The sequence below is a fragment of the Cytophagaceae bacterium genome, assembly GCA_016722655.1.
In the GTDB taxonomy this organism is placed as follows: Bacteria; Bacteroidota; Bacteroidia; order Cytophagales; family Spirosomataceae; genus Leadbetterella.
Genome location: JADKIR010000004.1, coordinates 864,101 through 888,130 on the forward strand (window position 1 = coordinate 864,101; position 24,030 = coordinate 888,130).

The window sequence follows — 24,030 nt, forward strand, 5'->3', positions numbered from 1 at the left end:
GGAGAAAATACCTTAAATGAAATCAAAACGTTTTTTTCTCATTTTTCTTCTTTTTATCCTTTTTTCTTGTCAGGAAAATAAAAAAGTCAAATTGTCTGAGGGTGGTTTTTATTTCTGGAAGACTACTTTCCAGCTTGATAGTTCAGAAAAAAAAGCTCTTGAAAATACCCCAAATTCACAACTTTATATCAGAGAATTTGATGTAGATTTCAGAAATGGTAAACCTGAACCTGTTAAGATTATCACCTGGAAAGACCAACGCCCCAAAGATTATGTTCCGGTAATTTTTATCACCAATAGAACCTTTCAATTTGCTGATTTTAAACAAATTGATAGACTTACAATTAATATTTTTGATTATTTTAATAAAAGAAAACTTCCCGAAGAAATTCAGCTGGATTGCGATTGGACAGAAGGTACAAGAGCAAAATATTTTTATTTTTTGCAAAAAATCAAAGAAAAAACGGGTCGGAAAATTTCGGCAACCATACGACTACATCAAATTAAGTTTTTTGAAAAGACCGGCATACCCCCGGCAGATGAGGGAAGTCTGATGGTTTACAATACCGGCGACTGGCGAAAGTACTCTGAAATCAATTCCGTATTTGATGCCCACACAGTTTCGGCCTATTTGGACCGACTAAATAAATACCCTTTGGCATTAAAAATCGCTCTGCCGATATTTTCTCAAACCATAGTTTACAGAAGCGGAATTTTTCATGCATTTTTACCGAAAATCTCTTTAAATATTCTTAAGAATGCTTCGTTTTTGTCAGAAACAAAAAATGACTTAATTTTCGAATGCAAATCATCAGGGCAAATCGGTGGAGTACATCTCAGAAAAGGAGATGTTCTGAAATTTGAACAACCTGAGTTTGACGAAGTTTTAAAAATTAAAAAACTAATATTAAGCAAATTAAACCAAAAAAGTACTGCAATTATCCTTTTTCATCTTGATAAAACCTGCCTGAAAAATTATGAAACTAAAACCCTGTTTGAGTAGAATTAAAAAAGCCCATGTCATTTTAGGAACATTGGTGATATTGGCTTGTGGTCCTTCACCTTACGATTATGCTGAGTATTTTTCCCTGTTTTATCCTGAAAATGCCAATACACCTGCTGAGACCAAACCTTATTATTATTCCAGCATGTTTCTCAACGAGGAGCCGTACTTTTATTCTGAGCAACCTCAACCTAAAAAAGAAACTACCGAAGAGACTGCAAATACCGATGCCTGGTATAATTATTTAGGAAAAAAAATTGACCGTAAGACAGTATTTGATGCACTTTATGGCAACACCCGCACTTCTGCTTTGGCCCAAAGCATCAAAGGATTCAAGCCGGAAGCCTCTGATTACCTGATATTTGCAGAAAAAACCGATAAACTTATTCCTGTTAAAGAAAATTATTGGGATGAAGACCCTGTAGTTGATACTGTCGCCATCAAAACTGAGGCCGATGCGGCTTTTAGAAGTTTCAAGTCGGCAAAAGACGATTTCCTGAAAGAAAGATATTTGTTTCAGCATGTTAAACTTTTGCACCGCTCAGGATACCATAAAATGGCCATCGAAGCATACAACAAATACAGTCTGACCCTCAAAACCAAAACTTTTATTAGCGACTGGGCTCTCAGCAGAGTGGCGGGTAGCTATAAAAGAACCGGCGACACCGCAAGGGCTGTACTGCTTTTCGCTCAGGTATTTGCCAACGCTCCTTCAAAAAGATATCAGGCAGATTTGAGCGTAAGAGGTATTAATGCATCACATTTTGAAAATGCCCTAAAACTAGCGAAAACCGACAAAGAAAAAGCAAATGTACTCGCACTGAGAGGCGTTCAACCTTATCAGGACGGGCTCGAGACCATCAAAGAACTTTATAAAATCGACCCGAAAAACGAGCTGTTGGAGTTGATTTTTACCCGGGAAATCAATAAAAATGAAATGGTATTTTTTGCTGATAAAAATGCCAGTTTATATTCCAACACAATAAATTTTTATGATGAAAACTACAATATTGACCCAAAAAAAGTAAAAGAGGCTGAAGAAGAAGGCAAAACTTATCTCGAAAAAATGCTGGAATTCTCAGAAGATGTGTCGTCAGAAGGAAAAGTTACTAATCCCGATTTCTGGAAAATATCTTCGGCATATTTTTATTATCTGAAAAACGACTCTGAAAAATCTCAAAAACTTCTCGAGGAATTGGCCAATACAAAAAATCCGGTTACCAAAAAGCAAGCTGAGTTTTTGAAATTTGAACTGAGTGACCTGCCAAGTACACCCGAAAACGAAACGAAATTACTGGCCAGCCTGGAGGGTTTTACTAAAACCGAAACCTTCAGAGACAACAATATGCTAGTAAAAATGAGTAATAAACTGGCCAATTATTACAATCAAACTACCGAAACAAATTCAGGAGGCTGGTTTAGTTCTTGTTCTAAACCAAAAAAATCCGTTGGTGATAACCTGAAGGCATTTTTAGCGGCTAATGTAGCTACTTCTGGGCAATATTATGATTTGGGAATCAATCCGGAAAACTTGATTGACACTTGTTCAGCACCATTTTTAGAGAAAGTCGTGGCTTTTCTAAACAAAAAAGACCTCAGTGCCAACGATAAAAAACTTTTGACTTTGTCAGGCATTAAAGCTGATTTTGTAAATCTAGCTCTCGTGCGAGCATATGTGAAGAAGGAGGACTTTATAAATGCTGCCAAAACCAGCCGGAATATCTCTGAAAAATATAAAGAAGAACAATCCCTGGCGGAGTATTTTGACACCAAAGCCAAAGATCTGTTTTTGGAGCAAAATAACAAACTTACCCGATTGGACGAATATCTCGACTATCTGGCCCATTTGAAAGCCCGAGCCAATGCTTCAACAGCAACAGCTGCCGATTTGTATGAATATGGCAATCATTTGTATAATCTCAGTTATTTTGGACAGGCCTGGATCCTGAGCCACCGCGATAAAAGCATGATGGAACTGGAGTACAGCAAGGAACTTTCGGGCGATTATTACACTACCGAAAATGCACTTAAATATTACGAAAAAGCCCTCCAGAAAAACCCTGACACTGAATTGGGAGCCAAAATATGTTATGCCGGAGCACTGTGTGAGCGGAACAACTATTGGGTGAAATTCTACAAAAATCGACCTACCGATTATAATCAGGAAGAGGCATATCTTGCTAAAATGTCAGCGGAAGAATTGCCCAAATTCCGTAAGTTTTTCGGTATCCTGAAAAGCAAATATCAAAATGCTAAATACGAGGATATGATACTGAAGGAGTGTATCACTTATGCCAATTATATGAAGTAAAAAAATGTCACACTGAGCTAGTCGAAGTGTTAAACTTGAAGGGCCTAAGACAGGCTCAGGCTGACAAAAAATCCCAATTATGATCTATCTGATATTAAGTATTTTATTCTCGGTTCTGTTACTGGTAAATTTCAGAATATTTCCGAAATACGGCATCAACACCGCCCAGGCAATTGCCCTAAATTATCCGGTATGTTTTATTTCAGGATATATACTAATGCCCGCCGGACAGAAATTCAGTATGCCTTTGGCTGAAAACTGGGTATGGTTTTCGCTTCTTTTGGGATTTGGATTTATCATAACTTTCATTCTGAGTGGTGCATCTACCCAAAAAATCGGGATGACGATCACTTCCTTGGCCAATAATATTTCTTTGGTAATCCCGGTATTATTCAGTCTTTTGGTATTCAATACCGGCGAAATTCAATTTAGTGGGCTTAACTATTTCGGGTTGATTCTGGCCATATTGGCCATCGGTATTGCCACATTTAAAAGTGGTGATACCGGTCAACAACAAGCAAACTGGCTCACCACCGGCGGGCTGGCCTTAGCGGTATTTTTGATGTATGGAATCACCAACACTGCCATCAACTATCTCAATATCAAATATATCGCTGATCCTTCCCGTACTATTCCGGTTACTTTAGTGATGATTTTTGGTGCTATAATGGGAGGTCTTTTTCTTTTGCTCTACAATTATTTTGCAAAAAAAGAAAAACTTGAGCTTAAAAACCTGATTGCAGCAATTTCACTCGGAATTCCCAATTTCCTTTCTTTCTATTTTCTGATTTTGACATTAGGACATTTCGGAAATAGCGGGGCCTTTGTTTATCCCGTTTATAATATTGGAGTGATAGCAGTTTCTGCCTTGTTTTCAATTATTTTTTTCAAAGAAAAAATTTCCAAACTAAATACCATTGGCATTGCTTTAGCGATTTTAGCTATTGCCTTGATTTCATGGGAGAAATTGTTTTAAAAAATCCAAATTCAGTAAGAAACCAGATTGTTTTGGCTAAAAATTATAAGGTTATTTCCTTCGGAAAACAAAGAGATAATTGATTGTATATTAAGCTCTAATAAATCAACTAATTCGTTGTTCTTAATATTTCCAAATTGGAGTTGGAGTATTTTTGGTGGAAATCCTTTTGTGAAAAAGCAATCTACAAAGTCTTTATCTTTGGTTACAATTATAAGATTGTTTTCAATAGCGTAAGAAATTATTTCGGAATCTGACATAAACTCTCCACCTTCCTTTACCCTAGAAGTATGGATGGCAACAAATCCCTTTCTTTTAAAAAATGCAGCTAAAACAGGAGGGAGTTGTGTATCAATCAAAAAATTCAAAGAATCAAGCTGCATTGGACGAAGGCGTCAATGTTTTTGCATTGGCAATTTTTGCAGCATATTGAAGACTTGCTTTGATATCTCCTTCCTCAATAAATGGATAATCTTCTAAAATCTCAGCAGAAGACATTCCGGATGCAAGCAATTCCAGCATTTGACTTACAGTAAACCTCATTTTTCTTATGGTAGGTTTACCACCGCAAACCTCTTTGTCCAATGTAATTCTTTCCAGATAATTTTCCATAATTAATTGTTTTTCAATGCAAAAATAAACGAAAAAAAAACATCTATAATGTTTCACTAATCAATTGTCAATCTTTATTTCTGCTATTTTTTTTAAAACTGAAAAAAAACAATACTAAAAATATACCTAACCTACTGATATTCAAAAACAATTTTATAATTTCAGACAAAATGCCTATATTTGCACCCCTTTTCAGAAATAGAAAAAGCTGATATAGAATAATTTAAAGAAAAAACTGCATCAAAAATGTCAAATATAGTAGCCATAGTAGGAAGACCCAACGTAGGCAAATCAACCCTCTTTAACCGATTAATAGAGGAAAGAGTGGCTATAACCGATAACCAATCAGGCGTAACCCGCGACCGCCATTATGGAAATGCCTTTTGGTTAAAAAAGAATTTTACTGTAATAGACACAGGTGGATATGTGGTCGGGTCTGACGACACTTTCGAAGAAGCCATACGTCGTCAGGTAGAACTCGCCCTTGAAGAATCTACCATCATATTGTTTGTAGTGGATACAAAAGCCGGTCTTACCGAACTCGATGAAGAGTTTGCCAACGTACTCAGAAGGTCCAAAAAACCAGTTTTCATTGTAGCCAATAAAGCCGAAACTTTCGAAAGAGCCCAATTGGTAGCTTCTGAATTTTACAGTATGGGACTCGACTCTGAGATTTATCCTATTTCGGCAGCTGATGGCTCCGGCACTGGGGACCTGCTCGACGCCATGTCAAAATATCTGGAAGATGACAGGCCCGAAAATCCTAATGAAGGCGTACCGAGAATCTCGATTTTGGGAAGACCAAATGTCGGAAAGTCATCCTATCTTAATGCCCTGCTTGGCAAAGAACGCTCCATTGTGACTGACATAGCCGGTACCACCCGTGATTCCATTGACACCCGCTATACACTCTACGGAAAAGATTTTGTGATAACCGACACCGCCGGCATAAGAAAAAAAGCCAAAGTAAATGAAGACATCGAGTTTTATTCGGTCTTGAGGTCAATAAAGGCACTGGACAATTCCGATGTTTGTATAGTTCTGCTTGATGCCACACTTGGCCTTGAGTCACAGGATATAAGTATCATAGCTCAGGCTCATAATGCCAAAAAAGGTATTGTGCTGATGGTAAACAAATGGGATGCTCTGGAAAAAGACTCCAAAACTGCCGATACCTTGAAAAAAGAGTTTTTGGAACGTTTAGCTCCAATGAACTATATGCCGGTAATATTTGCATCTGCTTTGGAAAAGACCCGTATTTTCCAGGTCATTGAAAAAGCTATGGAAGTATATGAAATCCGCAAAACGGTGTATCCAACTTCCAAAATTAATGATATTCTATTACCGATTATCGAACGTACTCCACCTCCATCAATCAAAGGCAAAATGGTGAAAATCAAATATATAGTTCAGATCCCTACGCCTTCACCAACATTTGTTTTCTTCTGCAATTTGCCACAATATGTAAAAGAGTCTTACCAAAGATTTTTGCAAAATCAGATCAGAGAACACTTTGGCTTTGAGGGAGTTGTGATTACGACTTTCTTTAGGAAAAAATGAAACGATTGACGATTGATTCGATTGACGATTGATGATTTTTTCGAATGAGAATTTTTGTTTGATTATTTAAACTACGCCACAAAATTAAATTATCTAATGACAGAGGAACTTTTCAAAAAAAGAACAAAAAATCTGGCATTGATTTGCGGTGAATTTGTGGATGGATTGCCAAGTAGAAAAAGCTTAGATATTTATGGAAGACATCTAATTAGGTCGTCGTCTTCTGTAGGTGCAAATTATAGGGCGGTTTGCAGAGCAAAATCTCAGGCCGATATGATTAATAAATTGAAGATTGTAGAAGAAGAAACTGATGAGACCCTTTACTGGTTAGAGTTAATAGAAGAATCTTCACATATCACTAATAATGAGCCATTAAATTTCCTCAAAAAAGAAGCCGACGAAATTTTATCTATGATTATTTCGTCTTTAAAACTTTGAGAGCAAAAAATAAAAATTTATAAATTCGTAATCGCAAATCGATTCAATCGTAAATCGCAAATCGAACCATGTCAAAACATATCCTATTGATGGAAGGTCCTGATGCAAAGGGACTTATATTTCATGTAACCAGCGTTTTGTACAAAAACGAATGCAATATTTTCAAACAAGACGAATATGTGAGCCCTAATGGCTGGTTTTATATGCGGACCGAGTTTGAAAGTACTAATGGGTATGAGCCGGAAAAGGTTTTGCTGGATTTGAGGAAAGTTATCCCGAATGAAGAGATAAAATTTAAACTTCACCAACAAAAAAAGAAAGATATCGTGCTTTTATGCACAAAAGAGCATCATTGTCTTTCTGAAATTCTGATAAGATACGCCTTTGAAGAGTTAAATGCCAATGTACTGGCGGTTGTGAGTAACTACAATTCACTTCAGCCATTTGTGGGAAAATTTGGCATTCCTTTCCATTACATCTCGGCTGAAGATAAATCCCGGGAAGAGCACGAGGAAGCAGTTTTGAAAACATTGGATATCTACAAACCGGAATTTTTAGTTTTGGCAAAATATATGAGAATCCTTTCTCCTGGTTTTGTATCTAATTATTCCAATAGGATCATCAATATCCATCACTCCTTTTTGCCTGCATTTATAGGAGCTAACCCTTACAAGCAAGCTTATGAAAGAGGTGTAAAAATCATTGGTGCTACTGCACACTTCGTGAATGATAATCTAGATGAAGGACCAATCATTGCCCAAGATACCAAAGAAGTAGATCACCGGTATTCGGCCCAGGATATGGCCCGGGATGGTCGTGACGTGGAAAAAATGGTATTAATAAAAGCTTTGAAACTAGTCCTGGATGACAGAGTTTTTATTTTCGGAAACCGAACCGTAATTCTCTAAAAGAAATATCCGATTCTTATCACAAAAGGGGACCCATTTCCCCCTAATGATTGCGGACTCACAAATCCAAATGAAGGAGAACCCAAATTGTACATAATTGAAATAAAACTTCCGTTCTGGCTTCGGGTGCGATTTTGATACATTCCAATACCTAATAACGGCGAACCTCCCCACTTTCTTTCAGTACCATCATCTTTCCAATTGTAAAAATAATTAACATTGTTGGGAGCATTCATCATTTCAAATTCCCCCTGAGCAAAGAAATTACGCCAAACCGCCTGTCTTGCAAACAAACGGCCTCCATAAGCCAGATTTCCACTTTGCTTATAAGCTCCCTGATAAATAAAAGATGCTCCAAGGCCAACAACAGTACCTTTTCCTGTCACATCGTATCCGGCCATGGGAGAGGCATCAATATAAAAAGCTCCCCAAAAGCCCAGCCAGATATTCCCGCCATAATGCAGATTTTGTCTCCAGGCTGGTTTTGGTTTTTCAAATAACACCTGTGGTTCCTTTTCATCTTCTTCAGGCTCCTCAATGGGCTCAGCCGGAGGAATAACCTGGGCAGACAATCTTAAACTTAAAAACAAAAACAACAGAAGTATTCTGGACATTATAGGTTCGATATTTTTAATACACAAAACGCTAAATTAACTCATTTATTCAATTTTTGCTTTCAAAAATATCCCTCCATGTATTTTTTAATTTTTTCTTTTGCAAAAAAATCCAAATTGCCAGTAGCTGCGTATTTGAGAGAAATTAAAAATAAATTTTTGTAAAAATTATGAAAAAGCAATTCAAAACTCTCGGAATCGTAGCATTATTAGCAATTTCAAGCCTCAACGGTTTTGCTCAAAAAGGAACAGTATGGGTAGGCGGAGAAGCCATGTACCCTACCAAAAACATTGTCGAAAACGCGGTGAACTCCAAAGATCACACCACGTTGGTAGCAGCTGTGAAAGCTGCGGGATTGGTTGATGCCCTCATGGGCCCTGGTCCTTTCACGGTATTTGCTCCCGTGAACACTGCATTCGACAAACTCCCTAAAGGCACTGTAGAAATGGTTTTAAAACCTGAAAACAAAGCAACGCTCACCAAAGTTTTAACCTATCATGTGGTGGCAGGTAAATTGGATGCAAAAGAGCTGATGAAACAAATCGAAAAAGGTAAAGGTGAAGCCAAACTCAAAACGCTTGCAGGCAACACGCTTACGGCTAAAATGAATGGCGACATGAATGTGATTTTACAGGACGAAAATGGCATGATGGCCAACATTTCGACTTACAATGTGTACCAATCCAACGGCGTGATACATGCTATTGACACCGTCTTGATGCCAAAATAATAGGATTAATATAAAATTAGAAAATCCGGTATTCCTCCAAACTACCGGATTTTCTCAAAATTCGGATTAGATTTACATAATTTTAATTCGATTGATGGAATCAAAAAATCACCTCTAAACATTAATATTTTGACAGCACTAAAAAAACTCTCCGAAGAAGAATTAGTACAGTCATTGAAAGCCAATCAGCGGCAAGCATACGATTATTTATATGATAATTATGCCGGAGCACTGATGGGAATTATCACCAGAATCGTGAAAGACAGCGAAAAATCAGAAGATCTGCTTCAGGATGTATTTCTCAAAATCTGGAAAAAAATCAATGACTATGACCCTTCAAAAGGTCGCCTGTTTACCTGGATGGTCAACATCGCCCGTAATACCGCTATTGATGCCTACCGAAAAGACAAAAATGTGTTTCTGGAAGACATCGACACAAAAATCAATACGATTGACACTACATTTGTGGCTGATAGTGTCAACTATAATTTTGATGTAAAAGCCATCACTGAAAACCTGAAAAGCGACCGTAAAGTACTGATTGATATGGTTTATTTTCAGGGATATACACAGGAGGAAGCCGCGGAGATTTTACAGATTCCGCTCGGAACGGCCAAGTCACGTATCAGAACAGCATTACAGGACCTAAAAGCTTATTTTAGAATATGAATACGAAAGAATATATAGCGTCAGGCATACTCGAGGCTTACGTTTTGGGCGAAACTACCGACCAGGAGCGTAGAGAAGTAGCGTGTCTTTCCAAAATCTATCCGGAGGTAAAAGAAGAACTTACCCGGCTTGAACTAACGATGGAGGCCTATGCTAAAGCACATGCCATGCCAGTTAATCAAGATCTCAAAGAGAGGATTTTTGCAGGAATGGATTTCGAAAAAACTGAAATTCCGGAAGTTTTGGAGCCGAAAATCATCAGTCTTTGGCCAAAAGTTTCTATAGCCGCAGCCGTAATACTGGGAGTGCTTGCATTGGGCTTGTTTTACCAAAACAACACCATGAAACAACAAATGGCTATCGTTAAGGATGAAAATCAGAAAATGGCGGATGAAATGTCAAAAGACCAGAAACTGATTGCTCTTTTCAAAGAAACCAAAATGATAAAACTCAAAGGCGTTGAGAAATCACCAGAAAGCCTGGCCATGGTATTTTATGATGAAAAAAATGCCTCTGCAAGTATAATGGTAGAGTCATTACCAAAGGCACCCACTGGAATGCAATATCAACTTTGGGGAATTGTCGATGGCGTTCCGGTGGATATGGGAATAATTGATAATCAGCACGAAAGTAAGGTTTTGGCCATGAAAAACATTAAAGGGAAACCTGCAGCTTTTGCAATGACCCTCGAAAAGCAAGGGGGAAGTCCTACGCCTACATTGGAGGAAATGTATGTGATAGGGAATGTTTAGAGGTAAGCGTGAAGCCTTCCCGGCACCGGCTTCTGATGAGGTCGGTGTCTTTTCTTATTTAAAATCAACCATTTGAAAGTTCAAAATATCCATTCAACAATATTTATTGAAAGTTGAAGTTTTTTATCGTTGTTTTGTATCATAAACTTTAAAAATTTCAAAAATGAAAAAATTAATTTTACCTGTTTTACTTCTGGTGGGCCTTTCCACTTATGCACAACAGCCTACTCCCAAAGAAATAGTTGAAAATTATCTGAATAAAATTGGTGGACAGGAAGCATTGAAAGGAATCAAAGACATCACAATGGAATTCTCCGGTGAGGTCCAGGGTCAGTCAATTTCTAATACAACTATGAAAAAACTTCCCAACAAGTTTTATTCAGTAGTCAATATCGACGGTATGGGGGAAGTAAACAAAACTATTTTTGATGGTCAGAAAGGTAGTATATCGGCTATGGGTCAGGAACAAAAAATTGAAGGCGAAGCTGCCAATTCTTTAAAAGCACAATCTAATATCGTAGGGGAATTGGAATATCTGACAGATCCCGAAAAAATGAGTTTTTCGGGTGTCGAGAAAATAAATGGTGCCGATTGTAATGTTATCATTGTAAAAAATGCAACAGGTGAAAGTAAAGAATTTTATGAAGTTGCATCCGGCTTAAAAGTTCGTCAATTGGTTGAGGGTGAAGTTCCAGGAATGGGTAAAACAACAATCACAATTGATTATAGTGACTATAAGGATGTTGGTGGTGGAATAAAATTTCCGCATTTACTGAAACAAGATATGGGTATGATTGCCTTTGAATTGAAAGCAAGTTCTATCAAAATCAATCAAAACCTTGATGATAAGCTTTTCGAAGTGAAATAATTTTCCAAATATTTGATTCAGAGAAAGCAGCCATTTCGGGCTGCTTTTTTTATTTTTACATAAAAAAACTATGAAAGCCCTTTTACTTACAGGTCCCAATACCTGGGAAATCGCCGAGATTCCGACTCCAACACCCGCCAAAGGACAGGTTTTGGTAAAAATGGCCTTCGCTCCGGTTAATCCCTCCGATCTGTCGTTTCTTACAGGTAATTATGGATTAAAAAAGCCCTTTCCTGTGGTTCCGGGTCTCGAAGGAAGCGGCACAGTAGTGGCCTCTGGTGGGGGCTTTTTGGCCAATAGGCTCTTAAATAAACGTGTGGCATGCACAGCTGGATCTGGCAATGGTACCTGGGCAGAATACATGCTTACCGATGCCGGAAAATGCATAGATATTCCCGATAGTATTGACCAACAACAAGCTTCTATGCTTTTTGTAAACCCACTTACAGCGATTTCTTTTATCAAACAAGCCAAAAATTTTGGAGCCAATGCCATCGTAATTTCAGCAGCAGGAAGTGCACTGGGCAAAATGGTGATTTACCACGCTCAAAAAGCCGGAATTCCGGTTATTGGCGTAATCAGAAATATTTCGGGTAAGACTAAACTTAAAAGTGCCGGTTTTGAGGAAATTTTTGCCCTTTCTGAAGATAATGTTTTTGACCAGCTCAAAGAATTTTCAAAAAAATATAAGAAAATAATATACTTCGATGCAGTAAGCGGTGGTGATATTCCCTACAAGATCCTTAATGCCCTGCCTGATAACTCAAAAATGGTGATCTACGGACGGCTTGACCTCAATCCTACAGAAATGCAGCCTCAAAATCTGCTTTTCAAACAAAATATCATTGAGGGTTATTGGCTAAGTAAAGAACTGAAAGACAAGTCAATACTAAATGTTCTTCTGGATATTTCGAAAATAAAAAAGATGCTTAGAAGTGGTTTTGAAACTCAAATTCAGGGTGTTTTTGATTTAGAAAATGCTCAAAAAGCCATTGATGCCTATACCCAAAATATGTCTGCCGGAAAAGTATTACTGAAGTTTATTTAATTTTTTTTCAATTCTTTTTCATTATTATTTTTCCATTTTTACCGAAAAAATCTCTTCTTTGTTTTACTTGAAAAAGAAGTTTTTATAAGTATTTATCTTACCTTTATATTATATTTTCAAATGCTTCCCACATTTTAATTAACTGAATATCAGATATTTTTATATTTTATTTATTCGAAAATATCCTCTTCAAAAAACATTCAAAAAAATGACAGACGAAAAATTAGCCGTATTAATTGATGCCGACAATGTACCTTATGCCAACGTGAAAGAAATGTTGGAAGAGATTTCGAAAAACGGCACACCTACAATCAAACGTATCTATGCCGACTGGACCAAGCCCACCGTCTCTGGCTGGAAAAACGTACTTCTCGAAAACGCCATAACCCCCATACAACAATACAGCTACACCACTGGCAAAAACTCGAGCGACAGTGCCCTAATCATCGATGCCATGGACATATTGTATTCGGGCAAGGTTAGTGGCTTTTGCATCGTTTCGAGTGACAGTGACTTTACCAGATTGGCCACCAGGCTCCGGGAAGCGGGTATGATAGTGATTGGTTTCGGAGAAAAGAAAACTCCAAAACCGTTTATTTCAGCTTGTGACAAGTTTATTTATTTGGAAATCCTGAAAATAGCTGAGGAAGAGCTATCAAATCCTGAAAAAACTACACAAAAACCTGAAGTTAAAGAAGAACCACTGAGAAAGATCGATAAAGGCACTATAAGGCTCATCACCGAAAGCGTAAACGACCTTGCCGACGAAACCGGCTGGACTTTTCTGGCCAACCTTGGCAATTTTATTCTGAAAAAGAAACCTGATTTTGATCCCCGTAATTACGGATTCCCAAAATTACTCCCTCTGATTAAGCACCTCAATAAATTCGAAATCGATGAAAGAGTAACGGGTATCAACAATATCAGACATATCTATTTGAAACAGAAATAAGGGTTGTATTGCTTATATCAAATTATAATATTGACCACAATGTAAATGTTATTTTGCACATTCATTTATGCATTTTTTCATTTTATTGCATTTTCATTTGTGCAATAAATATCATAATTGAATAATTATAAATAAAATATTTACTATATTTGCATAAACACTTATGCATTATGGAAGATTTATTAGATAATTCAAACAGAAAAATTTCGGGAACAGACCTGAAATTCAAGAGATATCTTCATTCCGAAATCTCCTGGAAAAACCCTTTGATAGGAATCAAAGGAGCACGAGGCATTGGAAAAACTACGTTATTGCTTCAATATCTCAAAACTTCAGACTTACCCATAAGCAAAAAAGCTTACATTTCTCTGGACGAACTATATTTTACCCAAAACAGTCTGCTGGCATTTGGAAAAACTTTTTTTGAAATCGGAGGACGCCTTTTGGTCCTGGATGAAGTGCACAAATACCCAACCTGGTCTCAGGAAATTAAAAATCTGTATGACCGGTACCCCGAAATGCAGATAGTTTTTACAGGTTCTTCAATTCTAGACATTACAAAAAAGGAAGGTGATTTGAGTAGAAGAGCTTTATTTTACGAAATGCAGGGGCTTTCATTTAGAGAATTTCTGGAATTAGAGTATGATATTATATTTCCAACTATTTCTATCCAAAATATAATATCTGAGGATTTTTCATATTCAGTGTTTTTCCCTGATGACTTCAGACCCTATCAATATTTCAGAGAATATTTAAAATCAGGATATTATCCTTTCAAAAAAGCCAATGAAGCAGACTACAGGCTTCAACTGAGGCAAATGACCCGGGCAATTGTAGAATATGACATGGCCGAAATCAAGGGATTTGATGTAAGACAAGCTAAAAAAATCTTACAACTGCTTTATATTATCTCACAACAAGTACCATTCAAGCCTAATTTAAGTGATTTAGCCGAAAAAACCGGAATTCACAGAAACTCACTGAATTCTTATTTGTTTTATTTGGAAGAGGCCCGCTTGATTTCAATGCTTCAGTCCAAGCCCTTTAGTGTGTCGGCATTGCAAAAACCAGAGAAGATTTTTCTCGAAAACACCAATCTACTCTATGCTTTATCAGAGGAAAACCCCAATCAAGGCACTGTGAGAGAAGTTTTTGTACAGAATCAGCTCAGAAAAAGCCACGAAGTAAACCAATCCAAAACCGCTGATTTTCTGGTTGATGGAAAATACACCTTTGAAGTAGGTGGAAAAACCAAAAAGCCAAAACAAATCACTGAAACCCCTGATGCCTGGATCATCAAAGACGATATAGAGCAACCAGTTGGCCGTTCAATTCCTATTTGGATATTGGGTCTTTTGTATTAAAAATTTGTTTATTTATTCTTTATTATTTACATTTGTAAATAAAATGCGAAATTATGAATTTAAACTTAAACAATTTTCAAAGTGATTTGGATAAAATTGAGAAGAAACATTATAAAATTTTAGAAAAAAATCATTTCAAACGATTAAACATGATTTTTGTAGAACATTCGAACCCTTCAAGAAGTCCAAATCATATATTAGAACCGGCATTTTACAAAAATAACTCAGAGTTATTTAAAATATATGAAGAGGTTGAGGAAGTGTATCAAAAATACTTCCCGGTTAATGCTACAATTTAAATATTTTAAAATCAATAAAACAAATTATAATTATGACTGAATGTGGAAAGGATTTAATTATTGAAGGTATCCGAAAATTAATTAAGAATACTGAAAATCAAGAATGTTTTTCTTCCTTTATCGGAGAAGTTTTGGTAGGAATTTTACCAGCTGGAAAAAGTGATTTTGATGTAGAATCAACAAAAATTATAACTGAGATACTTACCCCAATTTATAATAAATCAGAAAAAACACCTCAGGACATTGAAATATTAAAAACCAATATTATTAAAATAGTTGAAAAGGTATTGAAATAATTTTTTTGAATGGATTTTTATAGTAGCCTCATTAGATTTTTTGAAAAGTTCAATACTTAATTTATTGTATGGAATTCTCCTACTATGTTCAAAGTCAAGTTTAAAATAATCAATATCTTTCTTTCTAAAACTTTTGCAGGAATTCAAAGAAAATATTAGCAAAAAAGTCAAAATGAATTTCAATATTTCCATAATAAACCAAAAAACAGACTGCATGAAAAAATTAATTTTAACAAATTTAAAAAACAAAAGAAGGTAGGCAAATTATTGTTGACACCCAATCACCTCAACCTATCCGCAATCTTACGGTCATTGGCCAGCCGTGGAACCTTAATCTGACCGCCCAGTTTGCCGACAGACCTAATGTAATCATTGAAAGCCTTAGGTTTTACTACTGTAATAATTAATGGCCTGAGTACGCCTCCTTCAATCAAATCTTTATAATAAACATTCAAATCGGTCATTTTTTTATTCAAATCAGCTGCAAAACCCGGCAGATTATGGGGTGGCCTTGTAAATTCAATCAGCCATTCATGGAAAGGAAGTCCTTCGGAGGGGCTAACCTGAGGGGCTACAGTAAATTCTACAACTTCCGTTCCTGGGTGCTTATTCAGAGCGTATTTCATGGCTTTTTGTATCTCCTCAGCTATCACATGCTCACCAAAAATCGAAATAAAATGTTGGATTTGACCACTAACTACTATTCTATGTGGATGAAGCGAAACAAATTTCACAGTGTCTCCATTAGAGTACCCCCATAACCCTGCATTGGAGTTAATAATGAGTGCATAATTTTTATTTAACTCTACCCTACTGATGTCAATTCGGTTTGGATTTTCATTGAAATATTCATCGGCAGGAATAAATTCAAAAAATAAACCTGTATCAAGCAGTAGCAACATTCCCTCCTCTTTTTGAGAATCCTGATAAGCAATAAAACCTTCTGATGTTGTGTACAACTCAATGGAATCGATTTTTTTTCCAATGGTTTCAAAAAGCCTGGATTTATTGAGCTCAAAATTTACTCCTCCGTAAATAAGCAGCTCCAAATCAGGAAATATGTCTTTAATATTTTTACCCGTTCTCTCTGTTATGCGGTCAAAATACATCTGTACCCATGATGGGAAACCCGAAATCAATGATACAGACTGGTCGATAGTCTCGTCAGTTATTTTATCAAGCTTGGTTTCCCAGTTTTCGATACAATTGGTTTTGTAACTTGGCAACAGGTTGGTTCGAAGATAACCAGGGACATGATGAATGAAAATACCTGAAAGACTTCCGGTTAATATCCCGGCTTTTTTCTCCGTTTCAGGACTTCCTGACATAAAAATTAGTTTTTTATCCAAAAATTCCGATTTACCGGTCTCATGAATATAAGCCAGAATCGCATTTTTGGCCGAATTGATGTAGTTATGAATTGATTGCTTCGTAATCGGAATATATTTTACCCCAGTAGTTGAGCCGGAGGTCTTTGCCAGATAAAGTGGTTTTCCCGGCCACAACACATCTTCATCACCTTTGAGTATTTTATTAATGTACGGCTTAAGCTCCTCATAGTCCCGAACAGGGATAGATTTCTTAAAATCCTCATAGTTTTTAATGTTTTCAAACTCATGATCCAGGCCAAAATCAGTTCTGGAAGCTTCTTTTACAAGCTTAAGCATCCATTTCCTCTGTACACTTTCAGGATTTGCCAACCATTTCCGTGTTTTCCAATGCTCAAATGCCGCAAGAGGCTTACTAGCTATCGACCTGATTCCCATTTTTACAAAGTTTTAAGTAAAACAAATCAAAACACTTCCCCATCGATTTTATTACCATAATAAATAGGTAATAATAGTAAGAATCTTAAATGAAATTTTCTATGAAGTAGGTCATAAAATCCTATTTTTTTTAAACAAAATATATCCAACATAAAATATGACTATTCAAATAAAATACAAATGTATTATACTGTTTATCAGCTATTTAATAATATTTTATTGTACTTTAACAAATAATGAATGTTATCATTGTATATGAAAATTCTTAGACCTAGTTTTACATAAAAATTAAGCAATACTATGTCAAATAATTTTAATCTAAGTCAATACGAAATCAACCCAAAAGAGGTGATTCGTAACGCCTCTCCGGCCAAACTTTATGCTCTCGCTCTTAAATACGAACACGAAGCCGAAATCACCTCAACTGGTGCTTTGGCATTGAAATCAGGTATTAAAACCGGTAGAAGTCCTAAAGACAAAAGGATTATCGAAAGACCTGAAAGTGTTAACGATATCTGGTGGGGAAATGTGAACATCAAAATGGATGAACATACCTTTGATATTAACAAACAAAGAGCTCTTGATTACTTAAACACCAGGACTCGTATTTATGTAGTGGATGGTTATGCAGGTTGGGATCCAAAATACCAAATCAAAGTAAGAGTAATATGTACTCGTCCTTACCATGCATTGTTTATGCACAACATGCTTATCAGACCTACTCAGGAGCAACTAGCTACTTTTGGAGAGCCTGATTACGTTATCTACAATGCCGGTGAATTCCCAGCAAATGCTTTTACTTCTTACATGGGTGGACGTACAAGCGTTGACCTTTGTTTTGAGCGTAAAGAATTCGTGATTTTAGGTACTGAATACGCAGGTGAAATGAAAAAAGGTGTGTTTACTGTGATGAACTACATCATGCCTAAACAAGGTATCATGAGTATGCACTGCTCAGCTAATGCAAGTGAAGAGGGTGATGTATCATTGTTCTTTGGATTGAGCGGTACTGGTAAAACTACTCTTTCAGCTGACCCAAGCCGTAAGCTAATCGGTGATGACGAACATTGCTGGAGCGACGACGGTGTGTTTAACATCGAAGGTGGATGTTATGCAAAAGCTATCGATCTTTCTGCAGAAAAAGAACCCGAAATCTTTTCAGCTATCAAGTTTGGTACAGTGTTAGAAAACGTAGTTTTGGATCCGGTTACTCAGGAAGTTGATTATACCAACGACAGTATCACCGAAAACACTCGTGCTGCTTATCCGATTGAGTATATTCCAAATGCAGCTATTCCTTGTGTAGGTGGTCACCCTGAAAACATCATATTCCTTACTGCTGATGCTTACGGTGTATTGCCTCCGGTATCAAAACTGAGCCCAGAGCAAGCCATGTATCACTTTATCAGTGGTTACACTGCCAAAGTTGCCGGTACCGAAGTGGGAGTTACCGAGCCTCAGGCTACATTCTCAGCTTGTTTTGGAGCCGCCTTTATGGTATGGCACCCAAGCAAATATGCCGAACTTTTGGCTGAAAAAATCAAAAAACATGGCACAAAAGTGTGGTTGGTTAATACCGGCTGGATTGGTGGTGGATACGGTGTAGGTAGTCGTATCAAGCTTAAATATACAAGAGCAATTATCGATGCAATCCACAACGGTAGTCTAGAAAAAGCAACTTATACTAAAGACCCGTTATTTGGTTTCGACGTTCCAACAGAATGTGCTGAAGTACCGGCTGAAATCCTGATTCCTCGCAACGCCTGGGCTGACAAAGCATCTTATGATGCCACAGCCCAAAAACTGGCAGGCTTGTTTATCGCAAACTTCAAAAAATATGAAGAAGGTAGCTCGGCAGCCATAATTAATGCAGGACCAAAAGTGTAAATTTTAGGTTAATAATCGTTTGAATGGGTATCTTTGCGGGTACCCATTTTTTTGCTATGAATTTTTTCGAAATGAAAAATCAAAAGCCATTTCAAAAAAATTGTATATTTCAAAAAAAGAATTTTATGACCATCGAGAGGACAAAAAATGAAATTATAGTCAGACTATCACCAAAAGTAGATTTGGTTGATTTGCAAAATATGTTGGACTTTTTGAAGTATAAAGAACTCACGGCAAATACCAATGCCAACCAAAAAGATGTTGATGAATTATCTAAGATTGCAAATAAGTCTATGATGTCAAAAATTTCTTTGCGTCAACAAATAAAATGAAAATTATAGTTGACTCAAATATAGTTTTTAGTGCTATCCTAAATACCAAAAGTAAGATTGGACAATTAATAATCAATGGTTCGAAGTATTTCAAATTTTTCACTATTGGACTACTAAAAGAAGAAATTTTAAATCATGTCGATAAAATCATATCCATTACTGGCTTTTCTGACGAACAATTTAATGAAACATTTCAATTAATCACTAAAAGAATTACTTTTGCCGAAGATATCCTACTGAATGACAGTGATTTACAGAAAGCTAAACATCTTGTTAATGAAATTGACCCGGATGATATGTTATTTGTTGCCTTAACGAATCATCTCTCAGGAATTTTATGGACAGGAGACAAAAAACTAATCACTGGACTAAGAAGAAAAGGTTATTCAAAAGTAATAAATACAGACGAGCTATTTGAAGTTTATATTACTAACCAAATTAACCTTCCGAGAAAAAACAAAAGGTAATTCTAGTTTTTTATAAATACCAAAATTTGTTTTTAAGTTGAAATTTTCAAGCGAATTACTTCTTATTATATTTTATTAATTTATCGTAAATGGCATATTCTCAAAATATCCTTCTCCCCCTTTTCGAAGATTTCAAATTGGAAAACCTGCTGGCGAATATTCCTCCAGCATATCTTGAAAACTTTTCAGGAAAAGCCAAAGAGACCGTAACCTATTTTTCTACTGACAATCAAAAAATTATCGTTTTAGGCTTAGGTAAAAAAGATGATTTCAAGGCAGTAAAAAGCACTTTCAGGAGTTTTTTCTATCATAACAAATCGAAATTAAAAGGTGATATTTCGATTCTGTTCTCTGAAAAAGTAAGCTCAGAAATTTCATCGGCAGTGGCCCAGGGCATTGCATTGGCAGAATATGAAATAGGGCATCTGAAATCGGACAAATCAAAAACAGAAAGCTGGTTTTCAGGAAATTACAATATTTCTTTAAATGATAATATTGATATTGAAACTTTTGAAAAAGGAAAAAAAATAGCAGCTACTCAGTCACAGATTATGAAATGGGTCGATACCCCAGCCAATTTTAAAACACCAACCGTAATGGCGGAATGGATTTTGGAATCAGGGCAAAAACATGGATTTGAAACCCAAATTTTTGATACTGAAAAATGCGAAGCACTCGGCATGAAAGCTTTACTAGCCGTGGGAAGGGGAAGTGTGGAAAATCCTCGGCAAATGGTGATTCTGAAATACACTCATCCTGAAGCCACAAAGACCGTTGGATTGGTAGGAAAAGGTGTCACTTTTGATACTGGTGGTGTATCCCTTAAACCCGGTGACAACATGAACTACATGAAGTCTGACATGGGAGGTGCGGCTGCAGTTGCGGGTACATTTGAAGCTGCCGCACGATTAAAACTAAAAATAAATCTTATCGGGGCCATTCCACTTACTGAAAACTGCATCGACTCTCTGGCTGTAAAACCCGGCGATGTGATCGGCTCTTATTTGGGTAAAACTATAGAAGTAATCAATACAGATGCAGAAGGACGCCTTATCCTGGCAGACGCACTTGCTTATGTAGTTAAAAATCACCCTACCGACTATCTGATCGACTTGGCTACGCTAACCGGAAACTGCATACAGGCATTGGGTTATGCAGCTGCAGCCATGCTCACGCACAATGATGCACTCGCAGATTCCCTAAGCTCATCAGGAACCAAAACTGGTGAAAAAGTATGGCGGATGCCCCTATGGGACGACTACAAAGACATGATGAAGTCCGATATCGCCGATATCAAAAACCTGAGCACAGCACCTATTGCCGGAGCCATTACCGCAGCGAAATTTCTCGAAGAATTTGTTGAAAATCATCCGGCTTGGGCACATCTTGATATTGCCGGTGTGGCTTTTGGTGATTCTGAGTTTGGAAGTATGAAATCGGCTACCGGCTATGGGGTTAACTTATTGATTGATTGGCTGGAAAATAATTCCTAAATTTGGCTTTTACCCTAAGCCTTATGAACAGAATTGAGAAAATAGACATTGTCAGAGGGATTGTTATGGTCATAATGGCACTGGATCATGTGCGAGATATTTTGCATGTAGATGCACTCACTCAAAATCCTACAAATCTCAACTATACTACCCCGATTTTGTTTTTTACCCGGTGGATTACGCATTTATGTGCCCCTACATTTGTTTTTCTGGCCGGCACATCTGCATTTTTATATTTTTCAAAAACCAAAAGTGTTGCGGTAACCAGATCATACCTTATAAAAAGAGGCCTGATTTTGATTCTTTTGGAATTCACCATCATCAACTTCGGATTATTTTTTGATGCCGGATTTCATTCGCTGGTATTTCAGGTAATAGCCACCATTGGCTTTGGAATGATTATTTTGGGAATATTAATTTCTTTAAACCCCAAAACGATAGGTATAATCGGCCTTATTATTTTAGTTTTTCATAACCTTACACCCCTTATACCATTTGCCGAAAGCTCGGTTTTAAAAACTATTTTTACACCTTTGTTTGCACCTACAGCTTTCCCGCTTTTTAGTGGCATTACTTTTATCATGGGCTATCCTCCTGTTCCATGGTTAGGGATATTATTGGTAGGATTTGCCTCCGGAAAATTTTTCCTGGAATCCTCCAACAAACCTTTTCTAAAACTAGCTCTTGTTTCAATAAGTCTATTTTTCCTGTTGAGATTTATAAATATTTATGGTGATCCGGTTCCCTGGTCAACCCAGAAAAGTTTTGTTTTCACCCTATTATCATTTTTCAATTTAACCAAATATCCACCTTCCTTACTCTTTAGTCTGATTACTCTTGGTATTATGTTTTTATTGATTACAATTACACCTAAAATCAATGAAAAAGTCAAAAAAATCCTGATCATATTCGGTAAAGTACCACTTTTCTATTTCATTGTCCATTTTTATCTGATTCACCTCATCACTTTGGTTGTTTTGTTTGCCCAGGGCTTTCACTGGGACCAATTTTCATTTGCCAGCGGTACTTTCGGCCGCCCACAAAATACAGAAAGTGGTCTTACACTTGGATGGGTTTATATAGTTTGGCTATTGGTTATTTTTCTGATGTATTTCCCATCAAAATGGTATGCCGGATATAAGGCTAAACACAAGTATTTTTGGCTAAAATACATTTAATATTTTGTTGGTTTTCAATAATTTACATTTATTAGAATATACTTTTGAATAAAATTCTCGCTATCATTTTTCTTTTGAGCAATTCAGTTTTTGCCCAAAAAGTCCATTCTCATAATGATTATGTTCATAAAAGGCCATTTTGGGAAGGGTATGAAGCCGGTGCCAATTCGATTGAGGTAGATGTATATTTAATTGAAAATCAGCTTTTTGTTGCTCATGAAAGAAAAGAAATCAAGACGGAAAATACATTTATTAAACTTTATCTCGAACCCCTTTCTAAAGTCTTGAAAACTAAAAAAAGAAAGGACTTGCAAATATTAGTAGATTTAAAAACTCCTGCGGAGCATACCCTTGAAAAATTGATGGAGGATTTGAAAAAATATCCAAAACTGACCCGGGCTTACAAAAGGAAGAAAGGAAAAATTAAGTTTGTGATTTCGGGCAACCGGCCAAAGCCAGATGAGTATTCTAAATATCCTGAATATATTTTTTTTGACCACCAATCTTTGGATGATCTGGCAAAAGCCCAAAAAGAAAAAATCGCTTTAGTTAGCTTTCCTTTTTACAAATTTTCACTTTGGAATGGTAAAACTGAACTTCCTGAAAATGATCGAAAAAAAATAATTGAAACCATTGAAAAAGTTCATAAATCCGGATTCCCTATTCGTTTTTGGGCAACACCAGATACACCACTTGCATGGAAAACCCTACACAGCTTAGGTGTCGATTTCATAAACACAGACAATCCGGAAGATTGCGTTAATTTTTTCCGGAAAAAATAATTGCTTTTAAACCGAAGCAGGCGTCTGCTCTTCCCTTATTTTCTCATAAAATATTGCCGAAGCCACATACAAAATGGGCAGAACATAGAATATACCTACTATAAAAACCAATAAGCCCAGCACAGAAAAAACAATGCACAACAAACCATAAATAAAATAATCCATTTTATGGCCTTTCATCATTTCCCAGCTCGCCTTCATTACATCTACAGCTCCCATTTGAGGATTATCAGCTAAAATGTAGTATGCCATAGATAGCCCTAATGCCAGAATAATTCCAGGAATAATCAGCAAAAGAAACCCAAATCCTACCACAATTGCCATCAGTAAAGTTACGACCAATGAAGGAATGAAATTTTTAAATCCATCAAAAATCTGTTCAATTCTCACTTCCTTTCCTCTTACAATATTCAGGAAAAAAATTGCTATACCAAGATTAAATGGGGCCGATATTATCAAGGTTAAAACGCCAAATTTAGGGTCAACGCTTGTAGGAATCCCGGAAATCATAGAAATGATAAATACGGCAGCAATAGTAATCAAAAACTTACCTTCGAGTTTTTGTTTGCTTTCTTTGAAAAGATCGATTATGCTCATAGCTAGTTTATTTTATTGCTAAAACTATAAATACTTTTTGACTTCTGAAATTACTTTTCCATTTTTCTAAAACTATTCTAAATTTAATTTTCTGATATTCTGTATTTTGAGAGGCAAACATCCATCT

The 24,030-nt window shown here is 36.5% G+C and carries 26 protein-coding genes; 21 read left to right on the forward strand and 5 right to left on the reverse strand.

Features of this window, described 5'->3' with window-relative positions; all coding sequences use genetic code 11:
- The first annotated feature begins 16 nt into the window (after positions 1–16).
- The 3 genes from IPP61_04355 to IPP61_04365 all read left to right on the forward strand — a co-directional run bounded on the left by IPP61_04355 (position 17) and on the right by IPP61_04365 (position 4,290).
- On the forward strand, positions 17–1,003 hold the full coding sequence (locus IPP61_04355; GenBank protein MBL0324403.1) for a hypothetical protein: 987 nt from the start codon (positions 17–19) through the stop codon (positions 1,001–1,003).
- A complete protein-coding gene (locus tag IPP61_04360) occupies positions 978–3,314 on the forward strand; it encodes a hypothetical protein (GenBank protein MBL0324404.1) in 2,337 nt (778 codons plus the stop codon). Before IPP61_04355 ends, IPP61_04360 begins: the two co-directional genes overlap by 26 nt.
- Positions 3,315–3,393: 79 nt before the next feature.
- Positions 3,394–4,290 carry an EamA family transporter gene (locus IPP61_04365; protein ID MBL0324405.1) on the forward strand — a complete coding sequence of 299 codons (897 nt, stop codon included), beginning with the start codon at positions 3,394–3,396 and terminating at the stop codon, positions 4,288–4,290.
- Between the two features lie 11 nt (positions 4,291–4,301).
- On the opposite strand, the gene IPP61_04370 is transcribed toward IPP61_04365, so the two are convergent.
- Positions 4,302–4,673, reverse strand: coding sequence for a DUF5615 family PIN-like protein (locus IPP61_04370; protein MBL0324406.1), 372 nt, complete (start codon positions 4,671–4,673; stop codon positions 4,302–4,304).
- Entirely contained in the window at positions 4,663–4,902 is a 240-nt protein-coding gene (locus IPP61_04375; protein ID MBL0324407.1) for a DUF433 domain-containing protein, read from the reverse strand. Before IPP61_04375 ends, IPP61_04370 begins: the two co-directional genes overlap by 11 nt.
- 246 nt (positions 4,903–5,148) lie before the next feature.
- Between IPP61_04375 and der the strand changes: the two genes are divergently transcribed.
- From der to purU, 3 genes are all read left to right on the forward strand, one after another.
- Complete coding sequence (gene der / locus IPP61_04380) at positions 5,149–6,462, forward strand: ribosome biogenesis GTPase Der (GenBank protein MBL0324408.1); 1,314 nt, start codon at positions 5,149–5,151, stop codon at positions 6,460–6,462.
- Between the two features lie 96 nt (positions 6,463–6,558).
- Positions 6,559–6,900, forward strand: coding sequence for a four helix bundle protein (locus IPP61_04385; GenBank protein MBL0324409.1), 342 nt, complete (start codon positions 6,559–6,561; stop codon positions 6,898–6,900).
- 68 nt (positions 6,901–6,968) lie between these two features.
- A complete protein-coding gene (purU, locus tag IPP61_04390) occupies positions 6,969–7,808 on the forward strand; it encodes a formyltetrahydrofolate deformylase (protein MBL0324410.1) in 840 nt (279 codons plus the stop codon).
- On the opposite strand, the gene IPP61_04395 is transcribed toward purU, so the two are convergent.
- Positions 7,805–8,422 (reverse strand): hypothetical protein, encoded by a 618-nt coding sequence (locus IPP61_04395; protein MBL0324411.1) that lies wholly within the window; start codon positions 8,420–8,422, stop codon positions 7,805–7,807. The two genes, purU and IPP61_04395, sit on opposite strands and share 4 nt — an antisense overlap.
- A 170-nt stretch (positions 8,423–8,592) precedes the next feature.
- Between IPP61_04395 and IPP61_04400 the strand changes: the two genes are divergently transcribed.
- The 9 genes from IPP61_04400 (at position 8,593) to IPP61_04440 (ending at position 15,401) form a co-directional block, all read left to right on the forward strand.
- Positions 8,593–9,153 carry a fasciclin domain-containing protein gene (locus tag IPP61_04400; protein ID MBL0324412.1) on the forward strand — a complete coding sequence of 187 codons (561 nt, stop codon included), beginning with the start codon at positions 8,593–8,595 and terminating at the stop codon, positions 9,151–9,153.
- Positions 9,154–9,387: 234 nt separating this feature from the next.
- Positions 9,388–9,822 (forward strand): RNA polymerase sigma factor, encoded by a 435-nt coding sequence (locus IPP61_04405; GenBank protein MBL0324413.1) that lies wholly within the window; start codon positions 9,388–9,390, stop codon positions 9,820–9,822.
- Complete coding sequence (locus tag IPP61_04410) at positions 9,819–10,574, forward strand: anti-sigma factor (protein ID MBL0324414.1); 756 nt, start codon at positions 9,819–9,821, stop codon at positions 10,572–10,574. Before IPP61_04405 ends, IPP61_04410 begins: the two co-directional genes overlap by 4 nt.
- 163 nt (positions 10,575–10,737) lie before the next feature.
- Positions 10,738–11,442, forward strand: a complete 705-nt coding sequence (locus tag IPP61_04415) for a hypothetical protein (protein MBL0324415.1) — start codon at positions 10,738–10,740, stop codon at positions 11,440–11,442.
- A 70-nt stretch (positions 11,443–11,512) separates the two neighbouring features.
- Positions 11,513–12,490, forward strand: a complete 978-nt coding sequence (locus IPP61_04420; GenBank protein ID MBL0324416.1) for an alcohol dehydrogenase catalytic domain-containing protein — start codon at positions 11,513–11,515, stop codon at positions 12,488–12,490.
- A gap of 208 nt (positions 12,491–12,698) precedes the next feature.
- A complete protein-coding gene (locus tag IPP61_04425; GenBank protein MBL0324417.1) occupies positions 12,699–13,442 on the forward strand; it encodes an NYN domain-containing protein in 744 nt (247 codons plus the stop codon).
- A 170-nt stretch (positions 13,443–13,612) separates the two neighbouring features.
- Positions 13,613–14,806 (forward strand): ATP-binding protein, encoded by a 1,194-nt coding sequence (locus IPP61_04430; GenBank protein MBL0324418.1) that lies wholly within the window; start codon positions 13,613–13,615, stop codon positions 14,804–14,806.
- Positions 14,807–14,859: 53 nt separating this feature from the next.
- The gene (locus IPP61_04435; GenBank protein MBL0324419.1) at positions 14,860–15,105 is read left to right on the forward strand and encodes a hypothetical protein; all 246 of its coding nucleotides are present in this window, start codon (positions 14,860–14,862) and stop codon (positions 15,103–15,105) included.
- A 32-nt stretch (positions 15,106–15,137) separates the two neighbouring features.
- Positions 15,138–15,401 (forward strand): hypothetical protein, encoded by a 264-nt coding sequence (locus IPP61_04440; GenBank protein ID MBL0324420.1) that lies wholly within the window; start codon positions 15,138–15,140, stop codon positions 15,399–15,401.
- Between the two features lie 281 nt (positions 15,402–15,682).
- On the opposite strand, the gene IPP61_04445 is transcribed toward IPP61_04440, so the two are convergent.
- Positions 15,683–17,167, reverse strand: coding sequence for a GH3 auxin-responsive promoter family protein (locus IPP61_04445; protein ID MBL0324421.1), 1,485 nt, complete (start codon positions 17,165–17,167; stop codon positions 15,683–15,685).
- Positions 17,168–17,467: 300 nt separating this feature from the next.
- Between IPP61_04445 and pckA the strand changes: the two genes are divergently transcribed.
- From pckA to IPP61_04475, 6 genes are all read left to right on the forward strand, one after another.
- Positions 17,468–19,054, forward strand: coding sequence for a phosphoenolpyruvate carboxykinase (ATP) (gene pckA / locus IPP61_04450; GenBank protein MBL0324422.1), 1,587 nt, complete (start codon positions 17,468–17,470; stop codon positions 19,052–19,054).
- A 125-nt stretch (positions 19,055–19,179) separates the two neighbouring features.
- A complete protein-coding gene (locus tag IPP61_04455; protein MBL0324423.1) occupies positions 19,180–19,386 on the forward strand; it encodes a hypothetical protein in 207 nt (68 codons plus the stop codon).
- Complete coding sequence (locus tag IPP61_04460; protein ID MBL0324424.1) at positions 19,383–19,853, forward strand: hypothetical protein; 471 nt, start codon at positions 19,383–19,385, stop codon at positions 19,851–19,853. Before IPP61_04455 ends, IPP61_04460 begins: the two co-directional genes overlap by 4 nt.
- Before the next feature lie 89 nt (positions 19,854–19,942).
- Positions 19,943–21,346: a leucyl aminopeptidase gene (locus tag IPP61_04465; GenBank protein ID MBL0324425.1), complete on the forward strand. Its 1,404-nt coding sequence runs from the start codon at positions 19,943–19,945 to the stop codon at positions 21,344–21,346.
- A gap of 23 nt (positions 21,347–21,369) precedes the next feature.
- On the forward strand, positions 21,370–22,524 hold the full coding sequence (locus IPP61_04470; protein MBL0324426.1) for a DUF1624 domain-containing protein: 1,155 nt from the start codon (positions 21,370–21,372) through the stop codon (positions 22,522–22,524).
- A gap of 44 nt (positions 22,525–22,568) precedes the next feature.
- Positions 22,569–23,306, forward strand: a complete 738-nt coding sequence (locus tag IPP61_04475) for a hypothetical protein (protein ID MBL0324427.1) — start codon at positions 22,569–22,571, stop codon at positions 23,304–23,306.
- A gap of 6 nt (positions 23,307–23,312) precedes the next feature.
- On the opposite strand, the gene IPP61_04480 is transcribed toward IPP61_04475, so the two are convergent.
- Complete coding sequence (locus IPP61_04480) at positions 23,313–23,903, reverse strand: DUF975 family protein (GenBank protein MBL0324428.1); 591 nt, start codon at positions 23,901–23,903, stop codon at positions 23,313–23,315.
- Positions 23,904–24,030 lie beyond the last annotated feature (127 nt).

Bases quoted from the DNA above. Each gene is read 5' to 3' on its own strand.
- IPP61_04355 (MBL0324403.1), top strand. From the start codon at position 17: ATGAAATCAAAACGTTTTTTTCTCATTTTTCTTCTTTTTATCCTTTTT.
- IPP61_04360 (MBL0324404.1), top strand. From the start codon at position 978: ATGAAACTAAAACCCTGTTTGAGTAGAATTAAAAAAGCCCATGTCATT.
- IPP61_04365 (MBL0324405.1), top strand. From the start codon at position 3,394: ATGATCTATCTGATATTAAGTATTTTATTCTCGGTTCTGTTACTGGTA.
- IPP61_04370 (MBL0324406.1), bottom strand. From the start codon at position 4,673: ATGCAGCTTGATTCTTTGAATTTTTTGATTGATACACAACTCCCTCCT.
- IPP61_04375 (MBL0324407.1), bottom strand. From the start codon at position 4,902: ATGGAAAATTATCTGGAAAGAATTACATTGGACAAAGAGGTTTGCGGT.
- der (MBL0324408.1), top strand. From the start codon at position 5,149: ATGTCAAATATAGTAGCCATAGTAGGAAGACCCAACGTAGGCAAATCA.
- IPP61_04385 (MBL0324409.1), top strand. From the start codon at position 6,559: ATGACAGAGGAACTTTTCAAAAAAAGAACAAAAAATCTGGCATTGATT.
- purU (MBL0324410.1), top strand. From the start codon at position 6,969: ATGTCAAAACATATCCTATTGATGGAAGGTCCTGATGCAAAGGGACTT.
- IPP61_04395 (MBL0324411.1), bottom strand. From the start codon at position 8,422: ATGTCCAGAATACTTCTGTTGTTTTTGTTTTTAAGTTTAAGATTGTCT.
- IPP61_04400 (MBL0324412.1), top strand. From the start codon at position 8,593: ATGAAAAAGCAATTCAAAACTCTCGGAATCGTAGCATTATTAGCAATT.
- IPP61_04405 (MBL0324413.1), top strand. From the start codon at position 9,388: ATGGGAATTATCACCAGAATCGTGAAAGACAGCGAAAAATCAGAAGAT.
- IPP61_04410 (MBL0324414.1), top strand. From the start codon at position 9,819: ATGAATACGAAAGAATATATAGCGTCAGGCATACTCGAGGCTTACGTT.
- IPP61_04415 (MBL0324415.1), top strand. From the start codon at position 10,738: ATGAAAAAATTAATTTTACCTGTTTTACTTCTGGTGGGCCTTTCCACT.
- IPP61_04420 (MBL0324416.1), top strand. From the start codon at position 11,513: ATGAAAGCCCTTTTACTTACAGGTCCCAATACCTGGGAAATCGCCGAG.
- IPP61_04425 (MBL0324417.1), top strand. From the start codon at position 12,699: ATGACAGACGAAAAATTAGCCGTATTAATTGATGCCGACAATGTACCT.
- IPP61_04430 (MBL0324418.1), top strand. From the start codon at position 13,613: ATGGAAGATTTATTAGATAATTCAAACAGAAAAATTTCGGGAACAGAC.
- IPP61_04435 (MBL0324419.1), top strand. From the start codon at position 14,860: ATGAATTTAAACTTAAACAATTTTCAAAGTGATTTGGATAAAATTGAG.
- IPP61_04440 (MBL0324420.1), top strand. From the start codon at position 15,138: ATGACTGAATGTGGAAAGGATTTAATTATTGAAGGTATCCGAAAATTA.
- IPP61_04445 (MBL0324421.1), bottom strand. From the start codon at position 17,167: ATGGGAATCAGGTCGATAGCTAGTAAGCCTCTTGCGGCATTTGAGCAT.
- pckA (MBL0324422.1), top strand. From the start codon at position 17,468: ATGTCAAATAATTTTAATCTAAGTCAATACGAAATCAACCCAAAAGAG.
- IPP61_04455 (MBL0324423.1), top strand. From the start codon at position 19,180: ATGACCATCGAGAGGACAAAAAATGAAATTATAGTCAGACTATCACCA.
- IPP61_04460 (MBL0324424.1), top strand. From the start codon at position 19,383: ATGAAAATTATAGTTGACTCAAATATAGTTTTTAGTGCTATCCTAAAT.
- IPP61_04465 (MBL0324425.1), top strand. From the start codon at position 19,943: ATGGCATATTCTCAAAATATCCTTCTCCCCCTTTTCGAAGATTTCAAA.
- IPP61_04470 (MBL0324426.1), top strand. From the start codon at position 21,370: ATGAACAGAATTGAGAAAATAGACATTGTCAGAGGGATTGTTATGGTC.
- IPP61_04480 (MBL0324428.1), bottom strand. From the start codon at position 23,903: ATGAGCATAATCGATCTTTTCAAAGAAAGCAAACAAAAACTCGAAGGT.